Below are 22831 nucleotides of genomic sequence, written 5' to 3' on the forward strand. Positions count from 1 at the left end.
CGACGGAGGGGAGCCGTCTGCGCGACCTATACCGGAACGAAGTGGAACCACCGCCGGTGCCGCCGACGAAGGGAGTGTTTATCGTCAGGAAGACGACTATGATCGCGGCATGCCCTACGACCCGTCGGCCTTTCCGCCCTTCGCCGTCACCGTGGACCTGGTCGTGCTGACCGTGCGCCGCCATGCCCTGTGCGCGCTGGCGGTACGCAGGGGCGAGCCCCCTTTCCAGGGACGGTGGGCGCTGCCCGGTGGCTTCGTACGGGACGACGAGGACCTGTCCCAGGCGGCGGCGCGCGAGCTGGCCGAGGAGACCGGGCTGTGTGCCCACGATCCCTCGGCCCCGGCTCAGGACAACGGAGCCCACCTCGAGCAGCTCGCCACCTACGGAGACCCGGAACGGGATCCGCGCATGCGGGTGGTCAGCGTCGCGCATCTAGCGCTCGCACCCGACCTGCCCGCCCCGCGCGCCGGCGGCGACGCGAGCAACGCACGCTGGGCACCGGTGGAGGAGCTGCTCCAGCAAGGCGGGTACGGCCGCGAAGGCGAGCCCGTGGCGCCGCTCGCCTTCGACCATGCCCGGATCCTCGCCGACGGAGTGGAGCGGGCCCGCTCCAAGATCGAGTACTCGTCGCTGGCCACCGCGTTCTGTCCGCCCGAGTTCACCGTCGGAGAGCTGCGCAGGGTGTACGAGGCGGTGTGGGGCGTGGCCCTGGACCCGCGCAACTTCCACCGCAAGGTCACCGGGACTCCCGGATTCCTGGTCCCCACGGGAGGCACGACCACACGTCAGGGCGGCAGGCCGGCCCAGCTCTTCCGGGCCGGTGGTGCCACTCTGCTCAACCCGCCGATGCTGCGCCCGGAAGTGTGAGACACGCGGGGCGGCAGCCCCGGTGCGACCGGCACACGGGACGGCCTGGTTGCGTCGCGACTCCATCGAACGGCGTACATCAGCGGACTTAGTTGACGCGGCATCAGACGGCAAAGCGCCTTATACCCGGAAAACCGGACATGTCGCGCTATCTTGCTGCAGGTGATCCAGGCCTTCGGACTGACCAGCAACTCCCGCAAGGCGCAACCGCCCGCTGTCGACGACATTTCCTTCGAGGCGAGCGCCGGGCACGTCACTGCGCTGCTCGGCGGCGCCGGTGCGGGCAAGACGACGGCGCTCAAGCTGATGCTCGAACTCCAACAAGGGCGCGGCATCACCTACTTCAGGGGGCGTCCCCTCCACCGGATCGCCCACCCGTCCCGCGAAGTCGGCGTACTCCTCGGTGACGTACCGGGCCACCCGGCCCGCACGGTCCGCGGCCATCTGCGCATGCTCTGCGCGGCCGCGGGAGTTCCCGCCCGGCGAGCGGACGAGGTCCTTGAAGTGGTCGGCCTCGTCAGCCTCCGTGAGGAGCGCCTCGGCACGCTGTCACGCGGCATGGACCGCAGACTCGGTCTGGCCTGTGCCCTGCTGCCCGACCCGCACACGCTCGTCCTGGACGAACCCACGGACGGCCTCTCCGCCCGGGAGGCGCAGTGGCTGCACGGCATGCTGCGGGCTCATGCCACCCAGGGCGGCACGGTGCTCTTCACCACGGCCGACCCGAAAGAGGCCGCGCGCACCGCGGACAGGGTCGTCACCCTCGACGGCGGCAGACTCGTCGCCGACCAGGAGGGCCGGGAGTTCGCCCGCACCCGGCTGCGCCCGCGCGTGGCCGTCCGCAGCCCCCACGCCGCCCGCCTCGCGGCCCTGCTCAGCAAAGACGCCCGGACCGCCCGCCGCTCCGTCGAAGTCGTGCGCGAGGGCGGCAACCGACTTTCGGTGTACGGCAGTACGACCGCCGATGTCGGTGAGATCGCGTTCCGCAACGGCATCCTCGTCCACCAACTCGCCGACGAGGTGGGCGACATGGGGCCGGGTGCCGGAGCCGGGGCTGATGACGGAAAGTCCGTCGCCGAGCCCCGGCAGGCCGCACCGGACGCACCGCCGGCGGAGCGGACCGGCGTGGCACAGACCCATGCGCAGCCGGGACGGGAGCAAAGCGGGACCGACCGTTCGAAGGCAGGTGGTGCAGGCGCCGGATCCGGCTTCGCGGCACTGCAGTCCGCTACCGCCGCGCGTGGCAGCTCACCGTCGGACCCGGACCGGGCCGAGGACGAGTCGCCGACAGCACCGCAGAGCGCTGTGCAGCCGGAAGCCGCCGGGCCTGACGTGCCGGCCGGCGAGGCCGGTACCGCGGGACCGGTGAGGGAGCCGGACACCGCAGCGCTCGATCTGACGGCCGCGGCAGGCCGCATGGCGGCCCTGGACCGGTCCGGTCCGGAGCAGGCCGCTCCGGCGCCGGGGCCCTGGCTGTCGGACCACGGCACCGCGGCCTCCGACCGCCCGTACGGACAGGGGGAGCACACGGCGGCCGATCCGTCGTCATCGGAAGGGGACGGGCCCGCTGCCGGCCACCCCTCGGCCGAGGAAGGGTGGAAGCCTGCCGGTGTTTCGCTGCCCGACTGGGCGCTCGCCGCCGACCGCGAGCGGCGCGGACTCGCCGAACCCCTTGGCCGGCCACCCGCGTGGGAGCGTACGGAACTCCCCTCCGACGTTCCAGCCGCGAGTGCGTCACCGGGCGCGGTCTCGCCGGCCGGCCGGACGGCGCACGCAGTTGCCGAAGCCGATGACAGCGACGGGACCGGTGATGCTCCCGGCGAGGTGCCGGTGCGAGCCGCCGACCCGACGACCATGCCGGACGACGGTCCCGGCGGTTTCGCGACGGCATCCGGACCGCAGACCGGCAGCACCCGAACTCTCGCCGCTACCCGCACCCGCCTCCCCGGGGCCAGGACCCCGGGCGCCGGGCAGCCACAGGCCGGCCGCACCGCCCGCACGGACGATGCCCGCGCTGTCGCTGCCCTCCCCCCGCTCCCGCCCCCCATCTCCGTCCGCCCCGCCCGCAGCCCCCTCCGTCCCCTCCGCTACGAGATCCGGCGCGCCACCGGAATCGGCACCGGGTTCCTCACGTGCGGTGCCGTACTCCTCGTGTCCGCGCTCGCCGCCGTACTGCTGGCCCGGATCGGTCACACCCCGCAGGCACGGCTGTTCGCGGCCTGGCCGCGGGAGCTGCCGCTGCCGCCGGCGGCCCTTGCCGCCGGGTTGCTCGGTGCGCTGGCTTTCGGGGACGAGTTCCGCCACCCCGCCCTGGCGGCGGATCGCGGCACCGTGCCCCGCAGGCTGGGGCTGCTCACCGCGAAACTGCTCGTCTCCGGAGCCACCGCGGTGATGCTCGCCTTCCTCACCGTGGGCTGCGACGCCGAAGTGCTCTACATCGTCTACGGACGGGAGCTCACGCAAGTTCCCGCGGACTGGCTCTCGCTGACCGCGGGTTGGTTCGGACTGGTCGTCGGGTGCGCCTGGGCCGGTGTGCTGGCGGCCGGCGTGTTCCGGTCCACGACAGCCGGTCTGGCCGCCGTCCTCGCCGTGCCCGTCCTCGTCGTCCCCGTCGTGCACAAGGCGCTGCAGGGCCCGGCCGTGCGGATGGCGGCCGACTTCCCGGTGCGGATGCGTGAGGTCTTCCCGGTCCAATGGCCCTTCGGAGGGGACCGGTATCTGCTCGCAGCCGTGCGGATCCTCGCACAACCCGTGGGCGGCGCCTTGGCGTTGTCGCTCGTGGCACTGCTGTGCGCGTACCTGCTCACGACGCTGCGGACCAGATGCCGATGACCACCACACGTACGCTTCCGGTCCTGCTGTGCGCACAACTCCTCGCACCGAGCCCATTTCTTTCCGATAAGGCGTCAATTGCGACGGGGTGAGCGATCACCCTTTCGTGTGCTTTTCACCAAAGACCTCAAGGGAGTTGGAGACGACGCCGACAAAGGATCCGTGAGTACCCTTGCGCACACCATGATGACCGCCGCCCGCTCCGCAGACTCAGGTCTTGCCGGCCCGGGCGAACTAGACCGCTACCCCTACGCCGAGGCCCCGGTGGCCGACCGCGTCGGCGCGCCCGCCTGGGACGGCGGGGACCCCGAGCTGGGCCGCGTCGGCCGCCGGGCCGCGGGCAGCCGCGGACGCGGACTGCACGGCCAACTCGTCCAGCAGCTGGGTCAGATGATCGTCTCCGGCGACCTGGGCGCGGACCGCCCGCTGGTGCCCGAGGAGATCGGCCAGCGTTTCGAGGTGTCCCGCACCGTCGTCCGCGAGTCCCTCCGCGTCCTCGAGGCCAAGGGCCTGGTCAGCGCCCGCCCGAACGTCGGCACGCGCGTGCGTCCCGTCAGCGACTGGAACCTCCTGGACCCGGACATCATCGAGTGGCGGGCCTTCGGGCCCCAGCGCGACGACCAGCGCCGGGAGCTCAGCGAGCTGCGCTGGACGATCGAGCCGCTCGCCGCCCGGCTGGCGGCCGGGCACGGGCGCGAGGAGGTGCAGCAGCGCCTGTGCGACATGGTCGAGATCATGAGCCATGCCATGGCGCAGGGCGACGCGCTCACCTACTCGCGCGCCGACACCGAGTTCCACGCGCTGCTCATCCAGATCGCGGGTAACCGCATGCTCGAACACCTCTCAGGCATCGTCTCGGCCGCTCTCCAGGTGTCCGGCGGGCCGGTGACCGGCTGTGACCGGCCGAACGAGGCGTCCCTGGCCCAGCACGCGCGGATCGTCGACGCGCTCGGCACCGGCGACGGCACGGCGGCGGAAACGGCCATGCGTCAGCTGCTCACGGTCCACCCCGAGGTGGAGCGCGTGGTCCCCGCCCCGCGTGAGCACTGACCCCGCGACCGACGCGGTGCGGTCGCCGGTGTGCGGCGTCCATCTGGTGCTCGTGGCAGCGCCGGGCCTGCCGGGTACCGGCCGCCGCCGGACCCTGCCGGACCTTCGGGGGTCCGGCAGGGTCCGGCGGTGCGTCGGACCGCCGTAACCCCCGGTGCGTCCGGGTCGGCCACCCCGGATGATCCTATTTGCGAACATCTGATCACTTCTGACCACTTATGGGGTGTGACTCGGGCCACGCAGATTGGGCGTAACGCTCGTGGGAGCAGCGCGATGACCTAAGAGGTGACAGCCGCGGAGGGAATACGGACGCCATGCAAGGCGCTGTGCATCTTCCCGGCCCCCGCCCGCTCCGTCGGCCCATCCCCAGGCCGGTGGTCGGCTCCTGTCCGCAGTGGACGGTGCCGGAAGCCGTTTTCCAACGTTCCGAGAGGTTGTTCGTGTCGGCCAGCACATCCCGTACGCTCCCGCCGGAGATCGCCGAGTCCGTCTCTGTCATGGCGCTCATTGAGCGGGGAAAGGCTGAGGGGCAGATCGCCGGCGACGATGTGCGTCGGGCCTTCGAAGCTGACCAGATTCCGGCCACTCAGTGGAAGAACGTACTGCGCAGCCTCAACCAGATTCTTGAGGAAGAGGGTGTGACGCTGATGGTCAGTGCCGCAGAGCCCAAGCGCACCCGCAAGAGCGTCGCAGCGAAGAGCCCGGCCAAGCGCACCGCCACCAAGACGGTCGCGGCGAAGACGGTGACCACCAGGAAGGCCACCGCGGGCACGGCCGCCCCGGCGGCGCCCGTCGCTCCGGCAGCCGCCGATCCCGCCGAGGAAGAAGCACCCGCCAAGAAGGCCGTCGCCAAGAAGACGACCGCCAAGAAGACGGCCGCCAAGAAGACCGTCGCCAAGAAGGCGGCAGCCAAGAAGGCCACGGCCAAGAAGGACGACGCCGAGATTCTCGAGGACGAGGTTCTCGAGGACGCCAAGGTCGCCGACGAGCCTGAGGGTACCGAGAGCGCCGGCTTCGTCCTGTCCGACGAGGACGAGGACGACGCGCCCGCGCAGCAGGTCGCCGCGGCCGGCGCCACCGCCGACCCGGTCAAGGACTACCTGAAGCAGATCGGCAAGGTTCCCCTGCTCAACGCCGAGCAGGAGGTCGAGCTGGCCAAGCGCATCGAGGCGGGCCTGTTCGCCGAGGACAAGCTGGCGAACTCCGACAAGCTCGCCCCGAAGCTCAAGCGCGAGCTGGAGATCATCGCCGAGGACGGCCGCCGTGCCAAGAACCACCTCCTGGAGGCCAACCTCCGTCTGGTGGTCTCCCTGGCCAAGCGCTACACCGGCCGCGGCATGCTCTTCCTGGACCTCATCCAGGAGGGCAACCTCGGTCTGATCCGCGCGGTCGAGAAGTTCGACTACACCAAGGGCTACAAGTTCTCCACGTACGCCACTTGGTGGATCCGTCAGGCGATCACCCGAGCCATGGCCGACCAGGCCCGCACCATCCGTATCCCGGTGCACATGGTCGAGGTCATCAACAAGCTCGCGCGCGTGCAGCGCCAGATGCTCCAGGACCTGGGCCGCGAGCCCACCCCGGAGGAGCTGGCCAAGGAACTCGACATGACCCCGGAGAAGGTCATCGAGGTCCAGAAGTACGGCCGTGAGCCCATCTCGCTGCACACCCCGTTGGGCGAGGACGGCGACAGCGAGTTCGGTGACCTCATCGAGGACTCCGAGGCCGTCGTCCCCGCGGACGCCGTCAGCTTCACGCTCCTGCAGGAGCAGCTGCACTCCGTTCTGGACACCCTGTCCGAGCGCGAGGCCGGCGTCGTCTCGATGCGGTTCGGTCTCACCGACGGTCAGCCCAAGACCCTCGACGAGATCGGCAAGGTCTACGGCGTCACGCGTGAGCGCATCCGCCAGATCGAGTCCAAGACCATGTCGAAGCTGCGTCACCCGTCGCGTTCCCAGGTGCTGCGCGACTACCTCGACTAGGTCGCGTCGTACGACGGCGAAGGCCCGGTTCCCCTCGGGGGGCCGGGCCTTCGTGCTGCGCGATGCGGGCCGGTGGATGACTCTGGGTGTCCCAGAGGATCCCCAGAGTGAGGAGCCTGCATGCGTCGTTCCGTTGTCCGGGCACTGGTCAGGCCGCTGGCGCTGGCGGCCACCGTGGCTGTCATACCCCTGGTGGGCGCGGCTCCGGGGAGGGCCGACAGCGTTGTGGTGGGCGGGTTCCCGATAGAGGTCTCGCAGGCTCCGTGGACGGTGGCGCTGGCCAGCCGTGACCGGTTCGGGGGTACGCGGGCGGGCCAGTTCTGCGGCGGAGTGGCGGTCGCGCCGACCTTGGTCGTCACCGCGGCGCACTGTCTGACGGAGGACGCGCTCGGGGTGCCACCGGCCCGGGTGCGCGACCTCAGGGTCATCACGGGCCGCACGGACCTGCTGTCGGCCGAGGGCGACGAGATCGCCGTACGGGACATCCAGGTCAATCCCCAGTACGAGGCCATGAGCAACTCCGGCGACTTCGCGTTCGTCACCCTCTCCGACGCGCTGCCGCGAAGCGCGGTCATCGCCATGGCGCGCGCGGGCGACCCGGCCTACAGACCGGGCACGCAGGCCCTCGTGTCGGGCTGGGGCGACACGACCGGCGGGGGAGCCTATGCACGCAGGCTGTACGCCGCACGAGTGCACGTGCAGCCCGACGACCTGTGTTCCCGTGCCTACCCCGGGGGCGTGGAAGGTGCCTACCAGCCCGCCACGATGCTGTGCGCCGGAGAGGCCGCCGGCGGCCCGGACAGCTGCCAGGGCGACAGCGGTGGGCCTCTCGTGGCCGGAGGGCGGCTGATCGGGCTCGTGTCGTGGGGGAGCGGCTGCGGGCGGCCGGGCACCCCCGGCGTCTACACGCGCGTGTCCGAGATCGTGCGGCCTCTGGAGCCCGCTGCGAGAACCGCGCGACGGCCGGGCACGCCCGCCTGAGCGCGGGTGCGGCAGGGCGGTAGGCATGAGCACGGGCGGTCTCTCCCGATGAGGAGAGGCCGCCCGTTCACCGGCCTGTGCCGGGGCTGGCTCGTCGGGTGTGCGAGATTCAGCGCTCTTCTTCGGAAGCGGTGTTCGGAACGGACGTCAGCCGCTCCGTCTCGTCCTGTATCTCAGCGGCGATCTTCTTGAGTTCCGGCTCGAACTTGCGACCGTGGTGGGCGCAGAAGAGCAGTTCTCCGCCGCTGAGCAGGACGACGCGCAGGTATGCCTGGGCGCCGCAGCGGTCGCAGCGATCGGCGGCCGTCAACGGGCTCGCGGGGGTCAGAACAGTAGTCACGTCGCCTCTTCTCTAGCTCGACGAGCTGTCGTACCAGGGTCAACATCCAACCAGCCCGAAAACGTTCCCGCTCGTGGCTTTTCCTCGAAAAATTTCTTCCGGGGCGGCTGTTTGCTGCCGGTTGGCGGCGAATGTGCCGTAGTGCGTCTCTTGTATGCGTACGGGTTCGCGCTGTCTTGCTTGTCTCGGTCCTCCCGGCCGGGTTGCCGGTTGTTCATGAGGACGTGCCCGGAGCCTAAATGGTTCATGCCCCCAAGGGAACGTGATATGTACTTCACTCCAACGAGGGATCGAACATGCATGCGAGCCTGGACTAGTCTGAGTTCTCGACGAGGGTGGCGTTACACCGGCTCTACCAGGCCTCGGTACCCTCTGAGCGGCGACCGAAGCCGCCCCCTTACCCAAAGGGGGGCCACCTGAAATTCAGCGAGGAGCGAACCGCGTGACCGCCGATACGTCCGTGCCGTCCACAGCGCTGCTGGCAGGAGCAGACCGGGACGGTTCCAACTACACCGCGCGGCACCTGCTCGTCCTCGAGGGCCTCGAGGCCGTGCGCAAGCGCCCGGGCATGTACATCGGCTCGACCGACAGCCGCGGTCTGATGCACTGCCTGTGGGAGATCATCGACAACTCCGTGGACGAGGCCCTCGCGGGCGTCTGCGACCACATCGAGGTCATCCTCCACGACGATGGCTCCGTGGAAGTGCGTGACAACGGCCGCGGCATCCCCGTGGACGTCGAGCCCAGGACCGGCCTGTCCGGTGTCGAGGTCGTCATGACCAAGCTCCACGCGGGCGGCAAGTTCGGCGGCGGCTCCTACGCCGCCTCCGGTGGTCTGCACGGCGTCGGCGCCTCCGTGGTCAACGCCCTCTCCGCCCGTCTCGACGTCGAGGTGGACCGCGGCGGCCACACCCACGCCATCAGCTTCCGCCGCGGCGTGCCCGGCGCCTTCGCCGCCAGCGGCGCCGATGCCAAGTTCGAGGCCAGGAGCGGCCTGCGCAAGGCCAAGAAGATCCCGAAGACGCGCACCGGCACGCGCGTGCGTTACTGGGCCGACCGGCAGATCTTCCTGAAGGACGCGAGGCTCTCCCTGGAGACCCTGCACCAGCGCGCCCGGCAGACCGCCTTCCTGGTGCCCGGCCTGACCATCGTCGTCCGCGACGAGTACGGCCTCGGCGAGGGCGGCAGCAAGGGCGAGGAGTCGTTCCGCTTCGACGGCGGCATCAGCGAGTTCTGCGAGTACCTGGCGAAGGACAAGGCGGTCTGCGACGTCCTCCGCTTCTCGGGCAAGGGCACCTTCAAGGAGACCGTCCCGGTCCTGGACGAGCACGGCCAGATGACGCCGACCGAGGTCACCCGCGAGCTGGGTGTCGACATCGCGCTGCGCTGGGGCACGGGGTACGACACGACCCTGCGGTCCTTCGTCAACATCATCGCCACCCCCAAGGGCGGCACCCACATGGCCGGATTCGAGCAGGCCGTCACCAAGACGCTGCTCGAGACGGTGCGCGCCAAGAAGCTGCTCCGCGTGGCCGAGGACGACATCGTCAAGGACGACGCCCTCGAAGGCCTCACGGCCGTCGTCACCGTGCGCCTGGCCGAGCCGCAGTTCGAGGGCCAGACCAAGGAGGTGCTCGGTACCTCCGCGGCCCGCCGCATCGTGAACAACGTGGTCGCGAAGGAACTGAAGGCGTTCCTGACCTCCACCAAGCGTGACGCCGCCGCGCAGGCCAGGGTCGTCATGGAGAAGGTGGTCGCAGCCGCCCGCACCCGTGTCGCGGCCCGCCAGCACAAGGACGCCCAGCGCCGGAAGACCGCCCTGGAGTCCTCGTCCCTGCCGGCGAAGCTCGCCGACTGCCGCAGCGACGACGTCGACCGCAGCGAGCTGTTCATCGTCGAGGGCGACTCCGCGCTGGGTACGGCCAAGCTGGCACGGAACTCCGAGTTCCAGGCGCTGCTGCCGATCCGGGGCAAGATCCTCAATGTGCAGCGGTCGTCGGTGACCGACATGCTCAAGAATGCCGAGTGCGGCGCGATCATCCAGGTCATAGGAGCGGGCTCGGGCCGCACCTTCGACATCGACCAGGCCCGCTACGGCAAGATCATCATGATGACCGACGCCGATGTGGACGGTTCCCACATCCGCTGTCTGCTGCTCACGCTGTTCCAGCGCTACATGCGTCCCATGGTCGAGGCGGGCCGGGTCTTCGCCGCGGTGCCGCCGCTGCACCGCATCGAGCTGATCCAGCCCAAGAAGGGCCAGGACAAGTACGTCTACACGTACTCGGACCGTGAGCTGCGCGACACGCTCATGGAATTCCAGAGCAAGGGCATCCGGTACAAGGACTCCATCCAGCGCTACAAGGGTCTGGGCGAGATGGACGCCGACCAGCTGGCGGAGACCACGATGGACCCGCGCCACCGCACCCTGCGCCGCATCAACCTCTCCGACCTGGAGGCCGCCGAGGAGGTCTTCGACCTGCTGATGGGCAACGACGTGGCGCCCCGCAAGGAATTCATCTCCGGCTCGGCGGCGACGCTGGACCGGTCGCGCATCGACGCGTAGCGGCTGCGCCGGGCTTCAGCCGATGGGGTCGGCGCGCAGGTGGGGCCTGCTGGGGGCGGCCGTGTGGCCGCCGGACTGCTGCGCGTCGCCCCCGCCGGCGGCCGGGCCCCGGCCGCCGGCGGGGGCGGGCAACCCGGCAACCGGGTGGAGACGGCCTGGCGTGACGGGCCGGCTGACGGCTCAGCGGCCGACCGGGGGCTGGTCTCCTCCGGCGGCATGCAGGCCCCAGCCCGTACCGGTTGCCCCGGGCGCAGCCTGCCTCGCGGCCGATCCCACCCGCCCGCACCACCCGGCCCACGACATTCCAAGGGTCCGCCCGTACCGTCCCTCCACCCGTGGGTGGAGGCGGGCCGGTCAGAGGTTCCACCCGTGATCCACCCTGGATCCGATCCTCTGACCTGCGCATTTCCGTAGCTTCGAAGGGTCGGCAGCGCTCGCTTCCGGCACACCTTCCCGCTTACGGAGGCACCGATGTCCGGGCTCGTCAACGCGCTGGTGATCGTGGCCGTGGTCGCCATGGTGATCGCGCGGCAGTTCCGCGCCCGTCCGATCGACACCGACCGCCGCTGGTGGCTGCTGCCCCTGATCCTCGCCGTCGTGGCGCTGCGCGAGCCCGGCATTCTCGACGCCCACCACAGGACCGCAGCCGCTGTGCTGCTCCTGGTCGAGGTTCTGATCGGACTCGCCACGGGCGCGGGCTGGGCGTGGACCACCCGTATCTGGACGGCCGCGGACGGCGTCGTCTGGATCAAGGGCACGAATGCCGGCATCGGCGTATGGCTCGTCGGCATAGCACTGCGGGCCGGCGTCTTCGGTCTCGGTACCGCGCTCGGCGTGCACCAGGACAGCTCGGCCCTGATGCTCGGCCTGGCCGGCACGTTGCTGGTCCGCGCCGGGATCCTGGCCGGGCGGGCTCGGTCCCAGGGCCCCGCGACCCCTGTTGCCCCGGCGTACGGTGACGTCATGCGGCCGGCCTGGAAGGAGCGCGCGTGAAGGAGAACGCCTGGACACGCTGGCCGTCGCGTGAAGCGCTCGGCCGAACGGGAGTCTCCCGGCCCCGGCGCATGCTCACCTGGGCCGTCCGGCTGGTGCTGCTCGCCCTGCTGTTGTGGGCCGCGTTCAGTCACCAGCACGTGGGCATCTGGGGCGCGCTCGCGGCTGCCGCGACGGTGCTGCTGGCCGGTCTCGTCTCCTGGGGCTTCCTCCGCACGACGTACGCGCATCGGCTGGTGCCCTCCCTGGCGCTCATCACCGTGCTGCTGGGCATCGCGGTCGCGGCACAGGTCACGGGGTTCAGAGGGCCGGCCCTGGTGATCTGGTGCGGGTGCGGGATCGCCGCCCTGGAGAGACTCCCTCTGGGTGCCGCCGTGCCCGTGACGTCGGCGGCACTGGCCTCGTACGCCGCGTTCAACAACGACGTGTGGCTGACCACGGCGGCGACGGTGGCGGGCATGGCCCTCGCCGGCTACGTCCTGCGGCTGGACGCGGAGGCACGCGGCAACGCACAGCGGCTGCTCGCCCAGGAGCGGGCCGCACGAGCCGCCGAGGCGGAGTCGGCGGCGCTGGCGGAGCGTGCGCGCATCGCACGGGAGATCCACGACGTACTGGCCCACAGCCTCTCGGCGCAGCTCGTGCACCTGGAGGCAGCGCGGCTGCTGATCGAGAACGGCGCGAGCCGCGAGCGGATCCTGGAACGGGTGGTGGCCGCCCGGGGGATGGCCCGCGACGGCCTCGCCGAGACCCGGCAGGCGCTGTCCGCGCTGCGGGGAGAGCTGACACCGCTGGAGGACTTCCTGACCGAACTCGTCAGCACGGCCGACGGCGCCGAGGTCACCGTCACGGGTGAGCGCAGACCGCTGCCGGCCGAGGCGTCCCAGGCCGTGCGGCGGGTCGCGCAGGAGGCGCTGACGAACGTGCGTAAACACGCCCAGGGTGCCAAGGTCCGGGTGCGGCTCGACTACCGCGAACACGAAGTGACGTTGCACGTGAGGGATTCGGGCGGACGGCCGGGCGAACTCGGCGGCTTCGGAGGCGGGTACGGTCTGCTGGGCATGCGTGAGCGTGCCGAACTGCTGGGCGGTTCGCTGCACGCGGGGCCGCACGAGGAGGGTTTCGTGGTGACGCTGAAGGTGCCCGGATGACGGAGGCGGAGGGCGGCAAGAAGCCCGCGCGGGTGGTGGTCGCCGACGACCAGACCGTGGTCCGTGAGGGCATCGTGATGCTGCTCGGTCTGCTGCCCGGTCTGGAGGTCGTCGGGGCCGCGGGCGATGGCGAGGAGGCGGTGCGGCTCGCCGGGGAACTCGCCCCGGACGTGGTCCTGATGGATCTCCGGATGCCCCGCTGCGACGGTGTGGAGGCCACCCGGCGGATCCGGGCGCAGTACCCGGGGACCCAGGTGGTGGTACTGACGACGTACGCGGACGACGAGTCGCTGTTCCCCGCGCTGCGGGCCGGGGCCAAGGGGTACCTGACCAAGGACGCGGGCGGAGACGAGATCGTGCGCGCCGTGGAGAGCGTGCTGTCGGGAGACGCAGGGCTGTCGCCCAGCGTCCAGCGCCGGTTGCTGGAGCGGCTGTCCCAGCCCGAGCCGGCACCGGCCCCGACCGAGGCACCCGACGGGCTCACCGCACGGGAGACCGAGGTTCTGGTGCTGATCGCCGAAGGCCTCAACAACCAGGAGATCGCCCGCAGACTGCATGTGTCGACCGCGACCGTGAAGACACACATCAACAACCTCTTCGCCAAGACGGGGCTCAAGGACCGGGCGCAGGCCGTGCGCTACGCCTACAGCAAGGGTCTTGTGCGGCCACCCGCCGGGTGAGTCACCTGATGGGGTGAAGAGCCCGAGGAAGAAGAGTCGGGGATGCTCCCGTTCTGTCCATCCTTGGGCATGCAGTCACGCAACGGTCGTTCCCGCGGAGCCGGGGACGGTCCCGAGAGTCCGGCGGGGCACCAGGAAGAACACGGGGCAGCTGCCCATGAGGTGGCGTTCGAGGACCCCTGGTACGACGCCCTGGCGGCGGGCTGGGGCGAGCTGGACGGTACCGGCAGGCCGGCCTCGGCCGTGCCGCCGGCGCGGAGCGAGGCGAGCGCCACGGCACTGCGCGCCCGTGACGTGTACCTCGAGGTGCAACGGAGCGAGGCCTTCCAGGAAGTGCGCAGCAGATACCGGCGGTTCGTGGTGCCGGGAGTCGTGGCGTTCCTCGTCTGGTACGCGGGGTACGTGATCGCCGCGACGACCGCGCCCGGACTCATGGCCCGGCCGGTGGTGGGCGCGGTGAACGTGGCCCTGCTGGCGGGGCTCGGGCAGTTCCTCACCACGTTCCTGCTCACCTGGGCCTACGCGCGGCACGCCAGGCTGCGCCGGGACCGGGCCGCGCTGGAGCTGCGCTGGGACACCCAAGAACTGACCCGAGGAGTGCAGGGGGGCGCCTCATGACCGGTGACCACCAGACCCTGGCTCTGCTGCTGTTCAGCGTTTTCGTGGCGGTCACCTTGGGGATCACGACCTGGGTGAGCCGTCGACGGCACGGTTCGGCGGAGGAGTTCTATGCCGGCGGGCGGTTGTTCTCCCCGATGGAGAATGGTTTTGCCATCGCGGGCGACTACATGTCGGCGGCATCGTTCCTCGGGGTGAGCGGGCTCATCGCGCTGTACGGGTACGACGGGTTGCTGTACGGGGTGGGATTCCTCGTGGCGTGGCTGGTCGTGCTGTTCCTGGTGGCGGAACTGGTGCGCAACTGCGGGCGGTTCACCCTCGCCGACGTGGTGGCCGCGCGGATGAGCGAACGGCCCGTGCGGACCGCCGCGGGAACTTCCTCGGTGACGGTGTCCGTTCTCTACCTGGTGGCGCAGATGGTCGGCGCGGGCAGCCTGGTGGCGCTGCTGCTGGGGCAGACAAGCGAGGCGGCCCAGTCCTGGGCGGTCATCGGGGTGGGCGCGCTCATGGTGATCTATGTGTCGTTGGGAGGGATGCGGGCCACCACCTGGATCCAGATCGTGAAGGCGGTCCTGCTGATCAGCGGGACGGTCGCACTGACCGTGCTCGTCCTGCTGCGGTTCCACGGAGACGTCGACCGGCTGCTGCTGACGGCCGCGGAACGCAGCGGTCACGGCAAGGCGTTCCTGGCACCCGGACTGAAGTACGGCGGGGACTGGACCTCCCGTGTCGACTTCATCAGCCTCGGGCTCGCGCTGGTGCTGGGCACGGCAGGCCTGCCCCACATCCTGTCCCGCTTCTACACCGTGCCGACCGCGCGGGCCGCCCGCCGTTCCGTGGTGTGGTCCGTCGGTCTGATCGGCAGCTTCTATCTGATGTCGCTCGTGCTCGGGTTCGGAGCGGCGGCGGTGGTGGGACCGGACGCCGTGCGCCGTTCCAACGCGGCCGGGAACACCGCGGTGCCGCTCCTCGCTCTCGACCTGGGCGGCGGGGCGGGCTCCACCGGTGGAACGGTTCTGTTCGCGATCGTCGCCGCGATCGCCTTCGCCACGATCCTCGCGGTGGTGGCCGGCATCACGCTCGCCTCCTCCGCCTCGGTGGCCCACGATCTGTACGCCTCGCTGCGCCCGCCGCGCGGTGGGGCCCCGCGCAGCGAGGTGGCCGTGGCCCGGTGCGCCGCGGTGGGCATCGGAATCGTGGCGATCGCGCTCGGTCTGCTGGCCCGTGATCTCAACGTCGCCTTCCTCGTGGGGCTGGCCTTCGCGGTCGCAGCGTCGGCGAATCTGCCGGTCCTGCTCTACTCGCTGTTCTGGCGCGGCTTCACCACACGGGGCGCGGTGTGGGCGGTGTACGGCGGGCTGTTCCCGGCGATCGGACTCGTGCTGCTGTCGCCGGTGGTGTCCGGCAGCCCGGGCTCGCTGTTCCCGGGTGTCGACTTCCAGTACTTCCCGTTGGAGAACCCGGGCATCGTCTCCATTCCGCTCGGCTTCCTCGCCGGCTGGCTGGGCACGGTCACGTCGGACGAGGTCGCGGACGAGGCCAAGTTCGCCGAGACCGAGGTGCGTTCGCTGACGGGTGCCGGCGCGGTGTAGCCGGGCCACAGGAGTCGCTAGGGGGACACCCAGGCGTACCGGTGTTCCGGGCGGCCGGTGTCGCCGTACTTCAGGGACAGGCGGAGACGGCCCGCCTGTTCCAAGTGGCGGAGGTAGCGCTGGGCGGTGGAGCGGCTCAGGCCGGTGCGGGCGGCCACCTCGTGGGCCGAGAGCGGCCGGCCGGCGTGGTGCAGCACCTCGCAGATCAGGTCGGTCGTGGGCTCCGAGTGACCGCTGGGCAGGCCGGGCGCGGAGGGGGCGGGGACGGTGCGCAGGGCGCTGAAGATCCGGTCGATCTGTTCCTGACCCGTAAGGCCCCGGCCGCCGACGCGGTCGACCGTGCGGCGCAGGGCGGCGTAGGAGTCCAGGCGGGCGCGCAACGCCGCGAAGGTGAAGGGCTTGACCAGGTAGTGCAGGGCGCCGAGGCGCATCGCCTGCTGGACGGTCGTCACATCACTGGCCGCGGTGATCATGATGACGTCGGCGTGGTGGCCCTGCTCCCGCATCCGGTGGACGAGTTCCAGGCCGGTACGGTCCGGCAGGTAGTGGTCGAGCAGGACCAGGTCGATGGCGCCGCGTTCGACGGCGGCCATGGCCTGGGCGGCACTGTGCGCCCGGCCGGTCACCCGGAAGCCGGGAACCTTTCCTACGTACTTGGCGTTGATCTCGGCGACGCGGAAGTCGTCGTCCACCACCAGGACGTCAATCATCAGGCCTCTCCTTCAAGGCCGGCGAGCGCTGAGCCCGTGTTCGGCTCCGCAGTTGTAGCGCGAGCAAAACGAGCACAACAGGCTCCTGCGAGCAAAAGAACGGCTTGTGCTCACAAGACTCCTGCTACGGCCGGGGCCGCACCTACCGTCCCGCCCCATGAGCGCACACACCAGCCCCGCGATCGAGCTGCGGGGTGCGAGCAAGACCTTCAGAACCCCGTCCGGGGCGCTGCACACCGCCGTGCGCGGTCTCGACCTCACCGTGAACTGCGGCGAGTTCGTGGCCGTCGTCGGACCCACCGGGTGCGGCAAGTCCACCACGCTGACGCTGGTCAGCGGTCTGGAGGAGCCCACCGAGGGCGAGGTGCGGGTGACCGGGGAGCCGGTCGACGGCGTCGGCGAGAAGGTCGGCTTCGTCTTCCAGCAGGACGCCACCTTCCCCTGGCGGACCGTGCTGTCGAACGTCATGGCGGGCCCGCGCTTCCGGGGCGTTCCCAAAGCGGAGGCCAGGGAGAAGGCCCGTGAGTGGCTGGCCCGGGTCGGACTCGCCGCCTTCGAGGACCGCTATCCGCACCAGCTCTCCGGCGGCCAGCGCAAGCGGGTCGCGCTTGCGGCCACGTTCGTCAACGATCCCGAGATCCTCCTAATGGACGAGCCGTTCTCGGCGCTCGACGTGCAGACCCGGGCCCTGATGTCGGACGAGCTGCTGGAGCTGTGGGAGGGCACCGGTGCCTCGGTCGTCTTCGTCACCCACGACCTGGAGGAGTCCATCGCGCTGGCCGACAAGGTCGTCGTGATGACCGCCGGCCCCGCGACCGTGAAGCAGGTCTTCGACATCGATCTGCCCCGGCCGCGGAAGGTCGAGTCGGTGCGCCTGGAGCCGCGGTTCATCGAGATCTACCGCGAGATCTGGGAGTCCCTCGGCGAAGAGGTCCGCATCACCCGTGAGAGAGGTGCCGCCCATGTCGCCTGAGGTTCTCGGCACCCCCGTCGTCGGCACCGCCAAGACTCCCGGCCGGGCTCAGACCCGCGCCCGGGCCGCGCGCCGGCGCAAGATCCTCGTGAGCGCCGCGCGCGTGGTGCTCCTGGTGGCCGTCCTCGGACTGTGGGAGGCGTTGTCCCGGGCCAAGGTCATCGACCCGTTCAACTTCTCGATGCCCTCCAGGATCTGGGACCAGATCTACACCTGGGTGACCCACGGAACCGCGCTCGGCTCCCTGGGCGAGCAGATCTGGTACACGCTCTATGAGGCGCTGCTCGGCTGGGTCATCGGTGTGGTCGCCGGTGTCCTGCTCGGTATTGCGCTCGGGCGGATCAGATTGCTCGCCGAGGTTCTTGGTCCATACATCAAGGTGCTCAACTCGATTCCCCGGATCGTGCTGGCGCCCATCTTCCTGATCTGGTTCGGCCTCGGACCGTCGTCCAAGGTGGCCTCCGCCGTGGTCCTCGTCTTCTTCCCGGTGTTCTTCAATGCCTTCCAGGGCGCCCGGGAGGTCGACCGCAACCTGGTGGCCAACGCCCGCATCCTGGGCGCGAGCGACCGCAGGGTGACGCTCCAGGTGGTCGTCCCGTCGGCCACCTCCTGGATCTTCACCAGCCTCCACGTGAGCTTCGGCTTCGCCCTCATCGGCGCCATCGTCGGCGAGTACATCGGCGCGACCAAGGGCATCGGCCTGCTCGTCGCGCAGTCCCAGAACACCTTCAACGCGGCCGGGGTGTACGCCGCCATGGTCATCCTCGCCGTCGTCGCCCTCGTCGCCGAGGGGCTGCTGACCTTCGCCGAGCGCCGCGTCTTCCGCTGGAAGCCCACCGGTTCCGACAGCTGACCGGCCACCGCCACACCCCGGCCCTTTCCCCGCACCGCCCCCTCTCAAGGACGTGAACCGCATGCGCAAGCCCGCAAGATACGCCTGCCTGGCCGCCGCCGGACTGCTCGCCCTCTCCTCGCTCACCGCCTGTGCCGACGACGAGGCCGGCTCCACGGCCGACGCCGGCAGCGGCGGCGGCAGGGGGGAGACCGTCAAGATCATGGTGGGCGGCCTGGACAAGGTCATCTACCTGCCCGCGATGCTCACGCAGCGCCTCGGCTACTTCCGGGCCGAGGGGCTGAACGTCCAGCTTCTCAGCGAGCCCGCCGGGGTCCAGGCCGAGACCGCGCTCGTCTCCGGCCAGGTGCAGGGGGCGGTCGGCTTCTACGACCACACCCTCGACCTGCAGGTGAAGGGCAAGGCGGTGGAGTCGGTCGTGCAGTTCTCGCACGCGCCCGGCGAGGTCGAGATCGTCTCGGACAAGGAGGCCGGCGACCTCGCCTCGCCCAAGGACTTCAAGGGCCGCAAGCTGGGCGTGACCGGACTCGGCTCCTCGACCGACTTCCTCACCAAATACCTGGCGGTCAAGAACGGCGTACGGGTCAGCGACTTCACGCCGGTCGCGGTGGGGGCCGGGCCGACCTTCGTCGCGGCGCTCCAGAAGGGCGCGATCGACGGCGGCATGACCACCGACCCGACCGTCGCGACGATCCTGGACAAGAAGGCGGGGAAGATCCTCGTCGACATGCGCACCCAGGAGGGTTCGCAGGAGGCGCTGGGCGGGCCGTATCCGTCGTCAAGTCTGTACATGCAGACGGACTGGGTGAAGGGGCACAAGGACACCGTCCAGAAGTTGGTCAACGCGTTCGTCAAGACGCTCAAGTGGATGTCCACGCACAGCGCCGACGAGATCGCCGCCAAGATGCCCGCCGACTACTCCCAGGGCGACAAGGCCCTGTACGCGCAGGCCGTCGAAAGCACCCTTCCGATGTTCACCGACGACGGCGTGATGCCGCAGGGCGGTCCCGAGACGGTTGAGAAGGTGCTCAAGGCATTCAATCCCACCATCAAGAACGCAGATGTCGACTTGAGCAAGACGTACACGACGGAGTTCGTCAAGGCGGTCAAGTGACCGCTGCATGAGACGTGCTCAGACGCGGGCCGCCCACTCGTAACGGTGTTCCGGGCGGCCCGCTTCGCCGTACTTCAGGGTCAGCCGGGCCCGGCCGGTGCGTTCCAGGAGCTTCAGGTACCGCTGGGCGGTCTGCCGGCTCACTCCCGTCCGCTCGGCGATCTCCTGGGCGGACAGCGGGGCTTCGGCGTTCATCAGCACCTGTCGCACCAGCTCGGCCGTCGTGGGGGAGTGCCCCTTGGGCAGGCCTGGCTCGGACGGGGCGGACAGGGCGCCGAAGATGCGGTCCACCTCCGCCTGTTCGGCCTCCCCGCCGCCGTCCAGGGTGCGCCGCAGCTCGGCGTACGCCTCCAGCTTGGCTCGCAGCCCGGCGAAGGCGAAAGGTTTCACCAGGTACTGCAGCGCCCCGTGCCGCATGGCCGCCTGGACGGTCGAGACGTCCCGCGCCGCCGTCACCATGATCACGTCGGTCTGGTGGCCGCGCCGGCGCATCTCCCGGACGACCGCCAGGCCCGTGCCGTCGGGCAGGTAATGGTCCATGAGGACCAGGTCCAGCCGGGGCAGGGTCTCTACCTGGCGCAGTGCGTCGGCCGCGTTGTGTGCCTCGCCGGCCACATGGAACCCGGGCACCTTCGCCACGTAGGCGGCATTGACCCGGGCCACCCGGGTGTCGTCGTCCACGACCAGCACCTCGATCATCACGCCTCCTCCTCGGCGGTGGCCGGGGCGTCCGCCCTCTCCTCGGCGGACTCCACGGACCCGGTGAGCGCCGGCTGCAGATCCGGCTCGGTCAGCGCCTCCGGCAGGACCACCGTGAACTCCGCGCCGCCCCCTGCCGCCGCGCTCACGGTGGCGCTCCCGCCCTGCCGTTCGGCGAGCCGGCGCACCAGGGAGAGGCCGATGCCCCGCTTGCCGTGCGCGGGCGGCTGCTTGGTGGACCAGCCCTCCGTGAAAATCAACTCCTGTTGGTCCGCCGGTACGCCGGGGCCCGTGTCGCGCACCCGGAGGACGACCGTACGGCCCTCGGTGCGCAACTCGGCCTCCACGCGCGCGTGCGGGGTGCCCGCGACCGCGTCGAGGGCGTTGTCCACCAGGTTGCCCACGATCGTGACCAGGCCCCGCGGATCGATCAGCCGGTCCGGCAGCCGGGTGTGCTCCGACACCCACAGGGCCACCCCGCGCTCGGCCGCCACGGTCGCCTTGCCGACCAGCAGCGCGGCCAGCAGCGGGTCCTGGATCTTCTCGGTGACCTGCTCGGCGGTGGCCCGGTGGTCGCCCACCACCTCGCCGACGAACTCCATGGCGTCGTCGTACATCTCCAGTTCCAGCAGCCCGAGCAGCGTGTGCATACGGTTGGCATGCTCGTGGTCCTGGGCGCGCAGGGCGTCGATCAGCCCGCGCGTGGAGTCGAGTTCGCGCCCGAGCTGCTCCAGTTCGGTCCGGTCGCGCAGGGTGGCCACGGCGCCGCCGTCGTCGGTGGGCATACGGTTGGCGACCAGGACCCGCTGGCCGCGCACGGTGAGCAGGTCGGTGCCGGTCACCCGGCCGGCCAGCACATCCGTCGTACGGCCCGCGCCGAGCGCCTCGTCGGGGGTCCGCCCGACGGCCTCGTCGCCGATGCCCAGCAGCCGCCGTGCCTCGTCGTTGAGCAGGCGGATCCGGCCGCCGCGGTCGAGCGCGACGACTCCCTCCCGGATGCCGTGCAGCATCGCCTCGCGCTCCGCGAGGAGCGCCGAGATGTCGGAGAAGGCCAGGTCCCGGGTCTGCCGCTGCACTCGGCGGGAGATCAGCCAGGCGGCCAGCGCGCCCACCGCCAGCGCACCTCCGGCGTAGGCGAACAGCCCCGGGATCGCGCTGATCAGCCGCGCCCGCACGCTGTCGTAGGCGATACCGACCGAGACGGCCCCGATGATGCGGTGGTCGGCGTCGTACAGCGGCACCTTGCCGCGCGCCGAGCGTCCCAGGGTGCCCTTGTCGATCTCCATGACCTGCTTGCCGGCCAGGGCGTCCCTGGGGTCGGTGGAGACGCGCCGGCCGATCTCGGCCGCCGTGGGATGCGACCAGCGGATCCAGCGCCGGTCGAGCACCACGATGTACTCGGCGTGCGTGGCCTTGCGGATCCGCTCGGCCTCCTTCTGCACCGGGCCGTCGCCGGTCGGCGGGGTGGTCAGGACGCCCTCGGCGATCTGCGGGTCCTGGGCCGTCGTCTCGGCGATGGCGAGCGCGCGGCGCATCGCCTCCTGGTCCAGCTGCTTGCTCAGCGGCGCCAGGAAGAGCCCGGTCGCGAGCACCGCGACGCCCGCGGCGATCGCCACCTGCATGAGCAGCACCTGGGAGAACATCCGGCGGGGCATACCGAGGCGCAGACGGCGTGCGGGGGGAGTGCGGCTCATACCCACGACGGTACGTGGCACGGTCCGAAGCGCCCCAGCGGGTCGACGTGCACCCCTTGATCAATGCTTGAGCGAGCGATCAATGGCCGGCTCGTGGGAGCGATGACCAGGTCGCGGGATCAATGCACAGGTCGTGGCGGATGGCCGATGGCTAGCTCGCCAGAGCCGTCGGCCTCAGTTCGCGCACCTCCACCACGTCCATCCTCGCGGGCGCACCGAGCACGGCCGCGCCACAGCTCTCCGGGCGGGGCGGCAGCGACGCCCCCTGGGCCACGGTGACCCGCCAGCGGCGGCCGTCGGCGTGGGACACGGTGACCTCCCAGCGGGGGGCCGTGCCGGCGGTCCGTACGACGCTCAGCACGCCCGCCCGGTACTCGCCGCAGGCCGAGCGGACGGCCAGTTCGGCGGCCTGGCCGGGCCGTTCCCACGCGGAGCACCCACGGCACCCCTCGACGACCACACGCCCCTCCTGCACGCCGTGCAGGGCCTCCTTGACGATGTGCGCCTCCGCCCGGCCGTATGCGTAGCCGTACGGCAGGACCAGCACCGTCGGGGCGAAACGATGTCCACCCAGATGGGTGACCTCCCAGACCCCGCGCACACCGGACGCCTCCAGTTCTGCGGCGAGGGGGCGGCCCAGGAGCGCGCAGCAGCGGTCGCGCTTGCCGTTGGTGCACACGAGCGCGAGCGGGTCCCCGGTGTGCGGCAGCCCGCCGAGCGCCGCGCCGAAGGAACGGTGGTCGCCCGCCCCGAGGGCGGCGAAGTCGAGTGAGAGGAGCCGCTCGGGATCGCGGGTGGTGGCACCGTGCAGCCACACACGCCCCGCAACGGTGTGGGAGGCGTACACCTGCCGGATCGGAGGCGTGCCGGGGTCGGCGTGCCGCCCGGGGCGCCGGATGAGCGCGATGCGCACGCCGGTTCCCTCGGCGGCGGCCTCCAGCGCCCGGCCGAGCGCCCGGTCCAGATGGCTCGAAGTGAGCGCCTTGGCACCCCACGGGCCGGGCTGTTCCAGCAGCAGCCACGTCGTCGCCGTGGCCGCCGTGCCGGAAACCGGCTCGTCGAGGCTCCGGGAGACGGTCGCACACCTACTCACAGAGGTGAGCCTAACCTGACTCCGCGCGGGGCGACTTCCGGCCCC

At 70.9% G+C, this 22831-nt stretch carries 19 protein-coding genes; 14 read left to right on the forward strand and 5 right to left on the reverse strand.

Going from position 1 to position 22831, the window contains the following annotated elements; translation table 11 throughout:
* The first annotated feature begins 109 nt into the window (after nt 1-109).
* From ACZ4SF_RS29920 to ACZ4SF_RS29940, 5 genes are all read left to right on the forward strand, one after another.
* Nucleotides 110-868 carry an NUDIX hydrolase gene (locus ACZ4SF_RS29920; protein WP_468390309.1) on the forward strand — a complete coding sequence of 253 codons (759 nt, stop codon included), beginning with the start codon at nt 110-112 and terminating at the stop codon, nt 866-868.
* A 153-nt stretch (nt 869-1021) separates the two neighbouring features.
* Nucleotides 1022-3700, forward strand: coding sequence for an ABC transporter ATP-binding protein (locus ACZ4SF_RS29925; protein ID WP_468390312.1), 2679 nt, complete (start codon nt 1022-1024; stop codon nt 3698-3700).
* 162 nt (nt 3701-3862) lie between these two features.
* The gene (locus tag ACZ4SF_RS29930; RefSeq protein WP_468390315.1) at nt 3863-4750 is read left to right on the forward strand and encodes a FadR/GntR family transcriptional regulator; all 888 of its coding nucleotides are present in this window, start codon (nt 3863-3865) and stop codon (nt 4748-4750) included.
* A 440-nt stretch (nt 4751-5190) separates the two neighbouring features.
* A complete protein-coding gene (locus ACZ4SF_RS29935) occupies nt 5191-6732 on the forward strand; it encodes an RNA polymerase sigma factor (protein WP_468390318.1) in 1542 nt (513 codons plus the stop codon).
* Between the two features lie 120 nt (nt 6733-6852).
* Nucleotides 6853-7713, forward strand: coding sequence for a S1 family peptidase (locus ACZ4SF_RS29940; protein WP_468390321.1), 861 nt, complete (start codon nt 6853-6855; stop codon nt 7711-7713).
* A 109-nt stretch (nt 7714-7822) separates the two neighbouring features.
* Here ACZ4SF_RS29940 and ACZ4SF_RS29945 read toward each other — a convergent pair whose 3' ends face one another.
* On the reverse strand, nt 7823-8053 hold the full coding sequence (locus tag ACZ4SF_RS29945; RefSeq protein ID WP_030735014.1) for a DUF7455 domain-containing protein: 231 nt from the start codon (nt 8051-8053) through the stop codon (nt 7823-7825).
* Between the two features lie 442 nt (nt 8054-8495).
* On the opposite strand from ACZ4SF_RS29945, the gene ACZ4SF_RS29950 reads away from it, so the two are divergent.
* The 6 genes from ACZ4SF_RS29950 to ACZ4SF_RS29975 all read left to right on the forward strand — a co-directional run bounded on the left by ACZ4SF_RS29950 (nt 8496) and on the right by ACZ4SF_RS29975 (nt 15650).
* On the forward strand, nt 8496-10619 hold the full coding sequence (locus tag ACZ4SF_RS29950; protein WP_468390324.1) for a DNA gyrase/topoisomerase IV subunit B: 2124 nt from the start codon (nt 8496-8498) through the stop codon (nt 10617-10619).
* Nucleotides 10620-11090: 471 nt separating this feature from the next.
* The gene (locus ACZ4SF_RS29955; RefSeq protein WP_468390327.1) at nt 11091-11612 is read left to right on the forward strand and encodes a DUF1453 domain-containing protein; all 522 of its coding nucleotides are present in this window, start codon (nt 11091-11093) and stop codon (nt 11610-11612) included.
* A complete protein-coding gene (locus tag ACZ4SF_RS29960; RefSeq protein WP_468390330.1) occupies nt 11609-12760 on the forward strand; it encodes a sensor histidine kinase in 1152 nt (383 codons plus the stop codon). The genes ACZ4SF_RS29955 and ACZ4SF_RS29960 overlap by 4 nt, the downstream gene beginning before the upstream one ends.
* The gene (locus ACZ4SF_RS29965) at nt 12757-13440 is read left to right on the forward strand and encodes a response regulator transcription factor (protein ID WP_468390333.1); all 684 of its coding nucleotides are present in this window, start codon (nt 12757-12759) and stop codon (nt 13438-13440) included. Before ACZ4SF_RS29960 ends, ACZ4SF_RS29965 begins: the two co-directional genes overlap by 4 nt.
* A gap of 162 nt (nt 13441-13602) precedes the next feature.
* Nucleotides 13603-14058, forward strand: coding sequence for a DUF485 domain-containing protein (locus tag ACZ4SF_RS29970; protein ID WP_468390335.1), 456 nt, complete (start codon nt 13603-13605; stop codon nt 14056-14058).
* On the forward strand, nt 14055-15650 hold the full coding sequence (locus ACZ4SF_RS29975) for a solute symporter family protein (protein ID WP_468390338.1): 1596 nt from the start codon (nt 14055-14057) through the stop codon (nt 15648-15650). Before ACZ4SF_RS29970 ends, ACZ4SF_RS29975 begins: the two co-directional genes overlap by 4 nt.
* A 17-nt stretch (nt 15651-15667) precedes the next feature.
* On the opposite strand, the gene ACZ4SF_RS29980 is transcribed toward ACZ4SF_RS29975, so the two are convergent.
* Nucleotides 15668-16360 carry a response regulator gene (locus tag ACZ4SF_RS29980; protein ID WP_468390341.1) on the reverse strand — a complete coding sequence of 231 codons (693 nt, stop codon included), beginning with the start codon at nt 16358-16360 and terminating at the stop codon, nt 15668-15670.
* Between the two features lie 157 nt (nt 16361-16517).
* Here ACZ4SF_RS29980 and ACZ4SF_RS29985 point away from each other — a divergent pair, with 157 nt between their 5' ends.
* From ACZ4SF_RS29985 to ACZ4SF_RS29995, 3 genes are all read left to right on the forward strand, one after another.
* On the forward strand, nt 16518-17333 hold the full coding sequence (locus ACZ4SF_RS29985) for an ABC transporter ATP-binding protein (protein WP_468390344.1): 816 nt from the start codon (nt 16518-16520) through the stop codon (nt 17331-17333).
* Nucleotides 17323-18186 carry an ABC transporter permease gene (locus ACZ4SF_RS29990; RefSeq protein WP_468390347.1) on the forward strand — a complete coding sequence of 288 codons (864 nt, stop codon included), beginning with the start codon at nt 17323-17325 and terminating at the stop codon, nt 18184-18186. Before ACZ4SF_RS29985 ends, ACZ4SF_RS29990 begins: the two co-directional genes overlap by 11 nt.
* Nucleotides 18187-18247: 61 nt before the next feature.
* Nucleotides 18248-19300 carry an ABC transporter substrate-binding protein gene (locus tag ACZ4SF_RS29995; RefSeq protein ID WP_468390349.1) on the forward strand — a complete coding sequence of 351 codons (1053 nt, stop codon included), beginning with the start codon at nt 18248-18250 and terminating at the stop codon, nt 19298-19300.
* Between the two features lie 18 nt (nt 19301-19318).
* On the opposite strand, the gene ACZ4SF_RS30000 is transcribed toward ACZ4SF_RS29995, so the two are convergent.
* From ACZ4SF_RS30000 to ACZ4SF_RS30010, 3 genes are all read right to left on the reverse strand, one after another.
* Nucleotides 19319-19999, reverse strand: a complete 681-nt coding sequence (locus ACZ4SF_RS30000) for a DUF7342 family protein (protein WP_468390352.1) — start codon at nt 19997-19999, stop codon at nt 19319-19321.
* A complete protein-coding gene (locus ACZ4SF_RS30005) occupies nt 19999-21693 on the reverse strand; it encodes an ATP-binding protein (RefSeq protein ID WP_468390355.1) in 1695 nt (564 codons plus the stop codon). Before ACZ4SF_RS30005 ends, ACZ4SF_RS30000 begins: the two co-directional genes overlap by 1 nt.
* Nucleotides 21694-21844: 151 nt before the next feature.
* Nucleotides 21845-22786, reverse strand: coding sequence for a sucrase ferredoxin (locus ACZ4SF_RS30010; RefSeq protein ID WP_468390357.1), 942 nt, complete (start codon nt 22784-22786; stop codon nt 21845-21847).
* Between the last annotated feature and the right edge of the window lie 45 nt (nt 22787-22831).

The organism is Streptomyces sp. NPDC027663 (assembly GCF_055566415.1).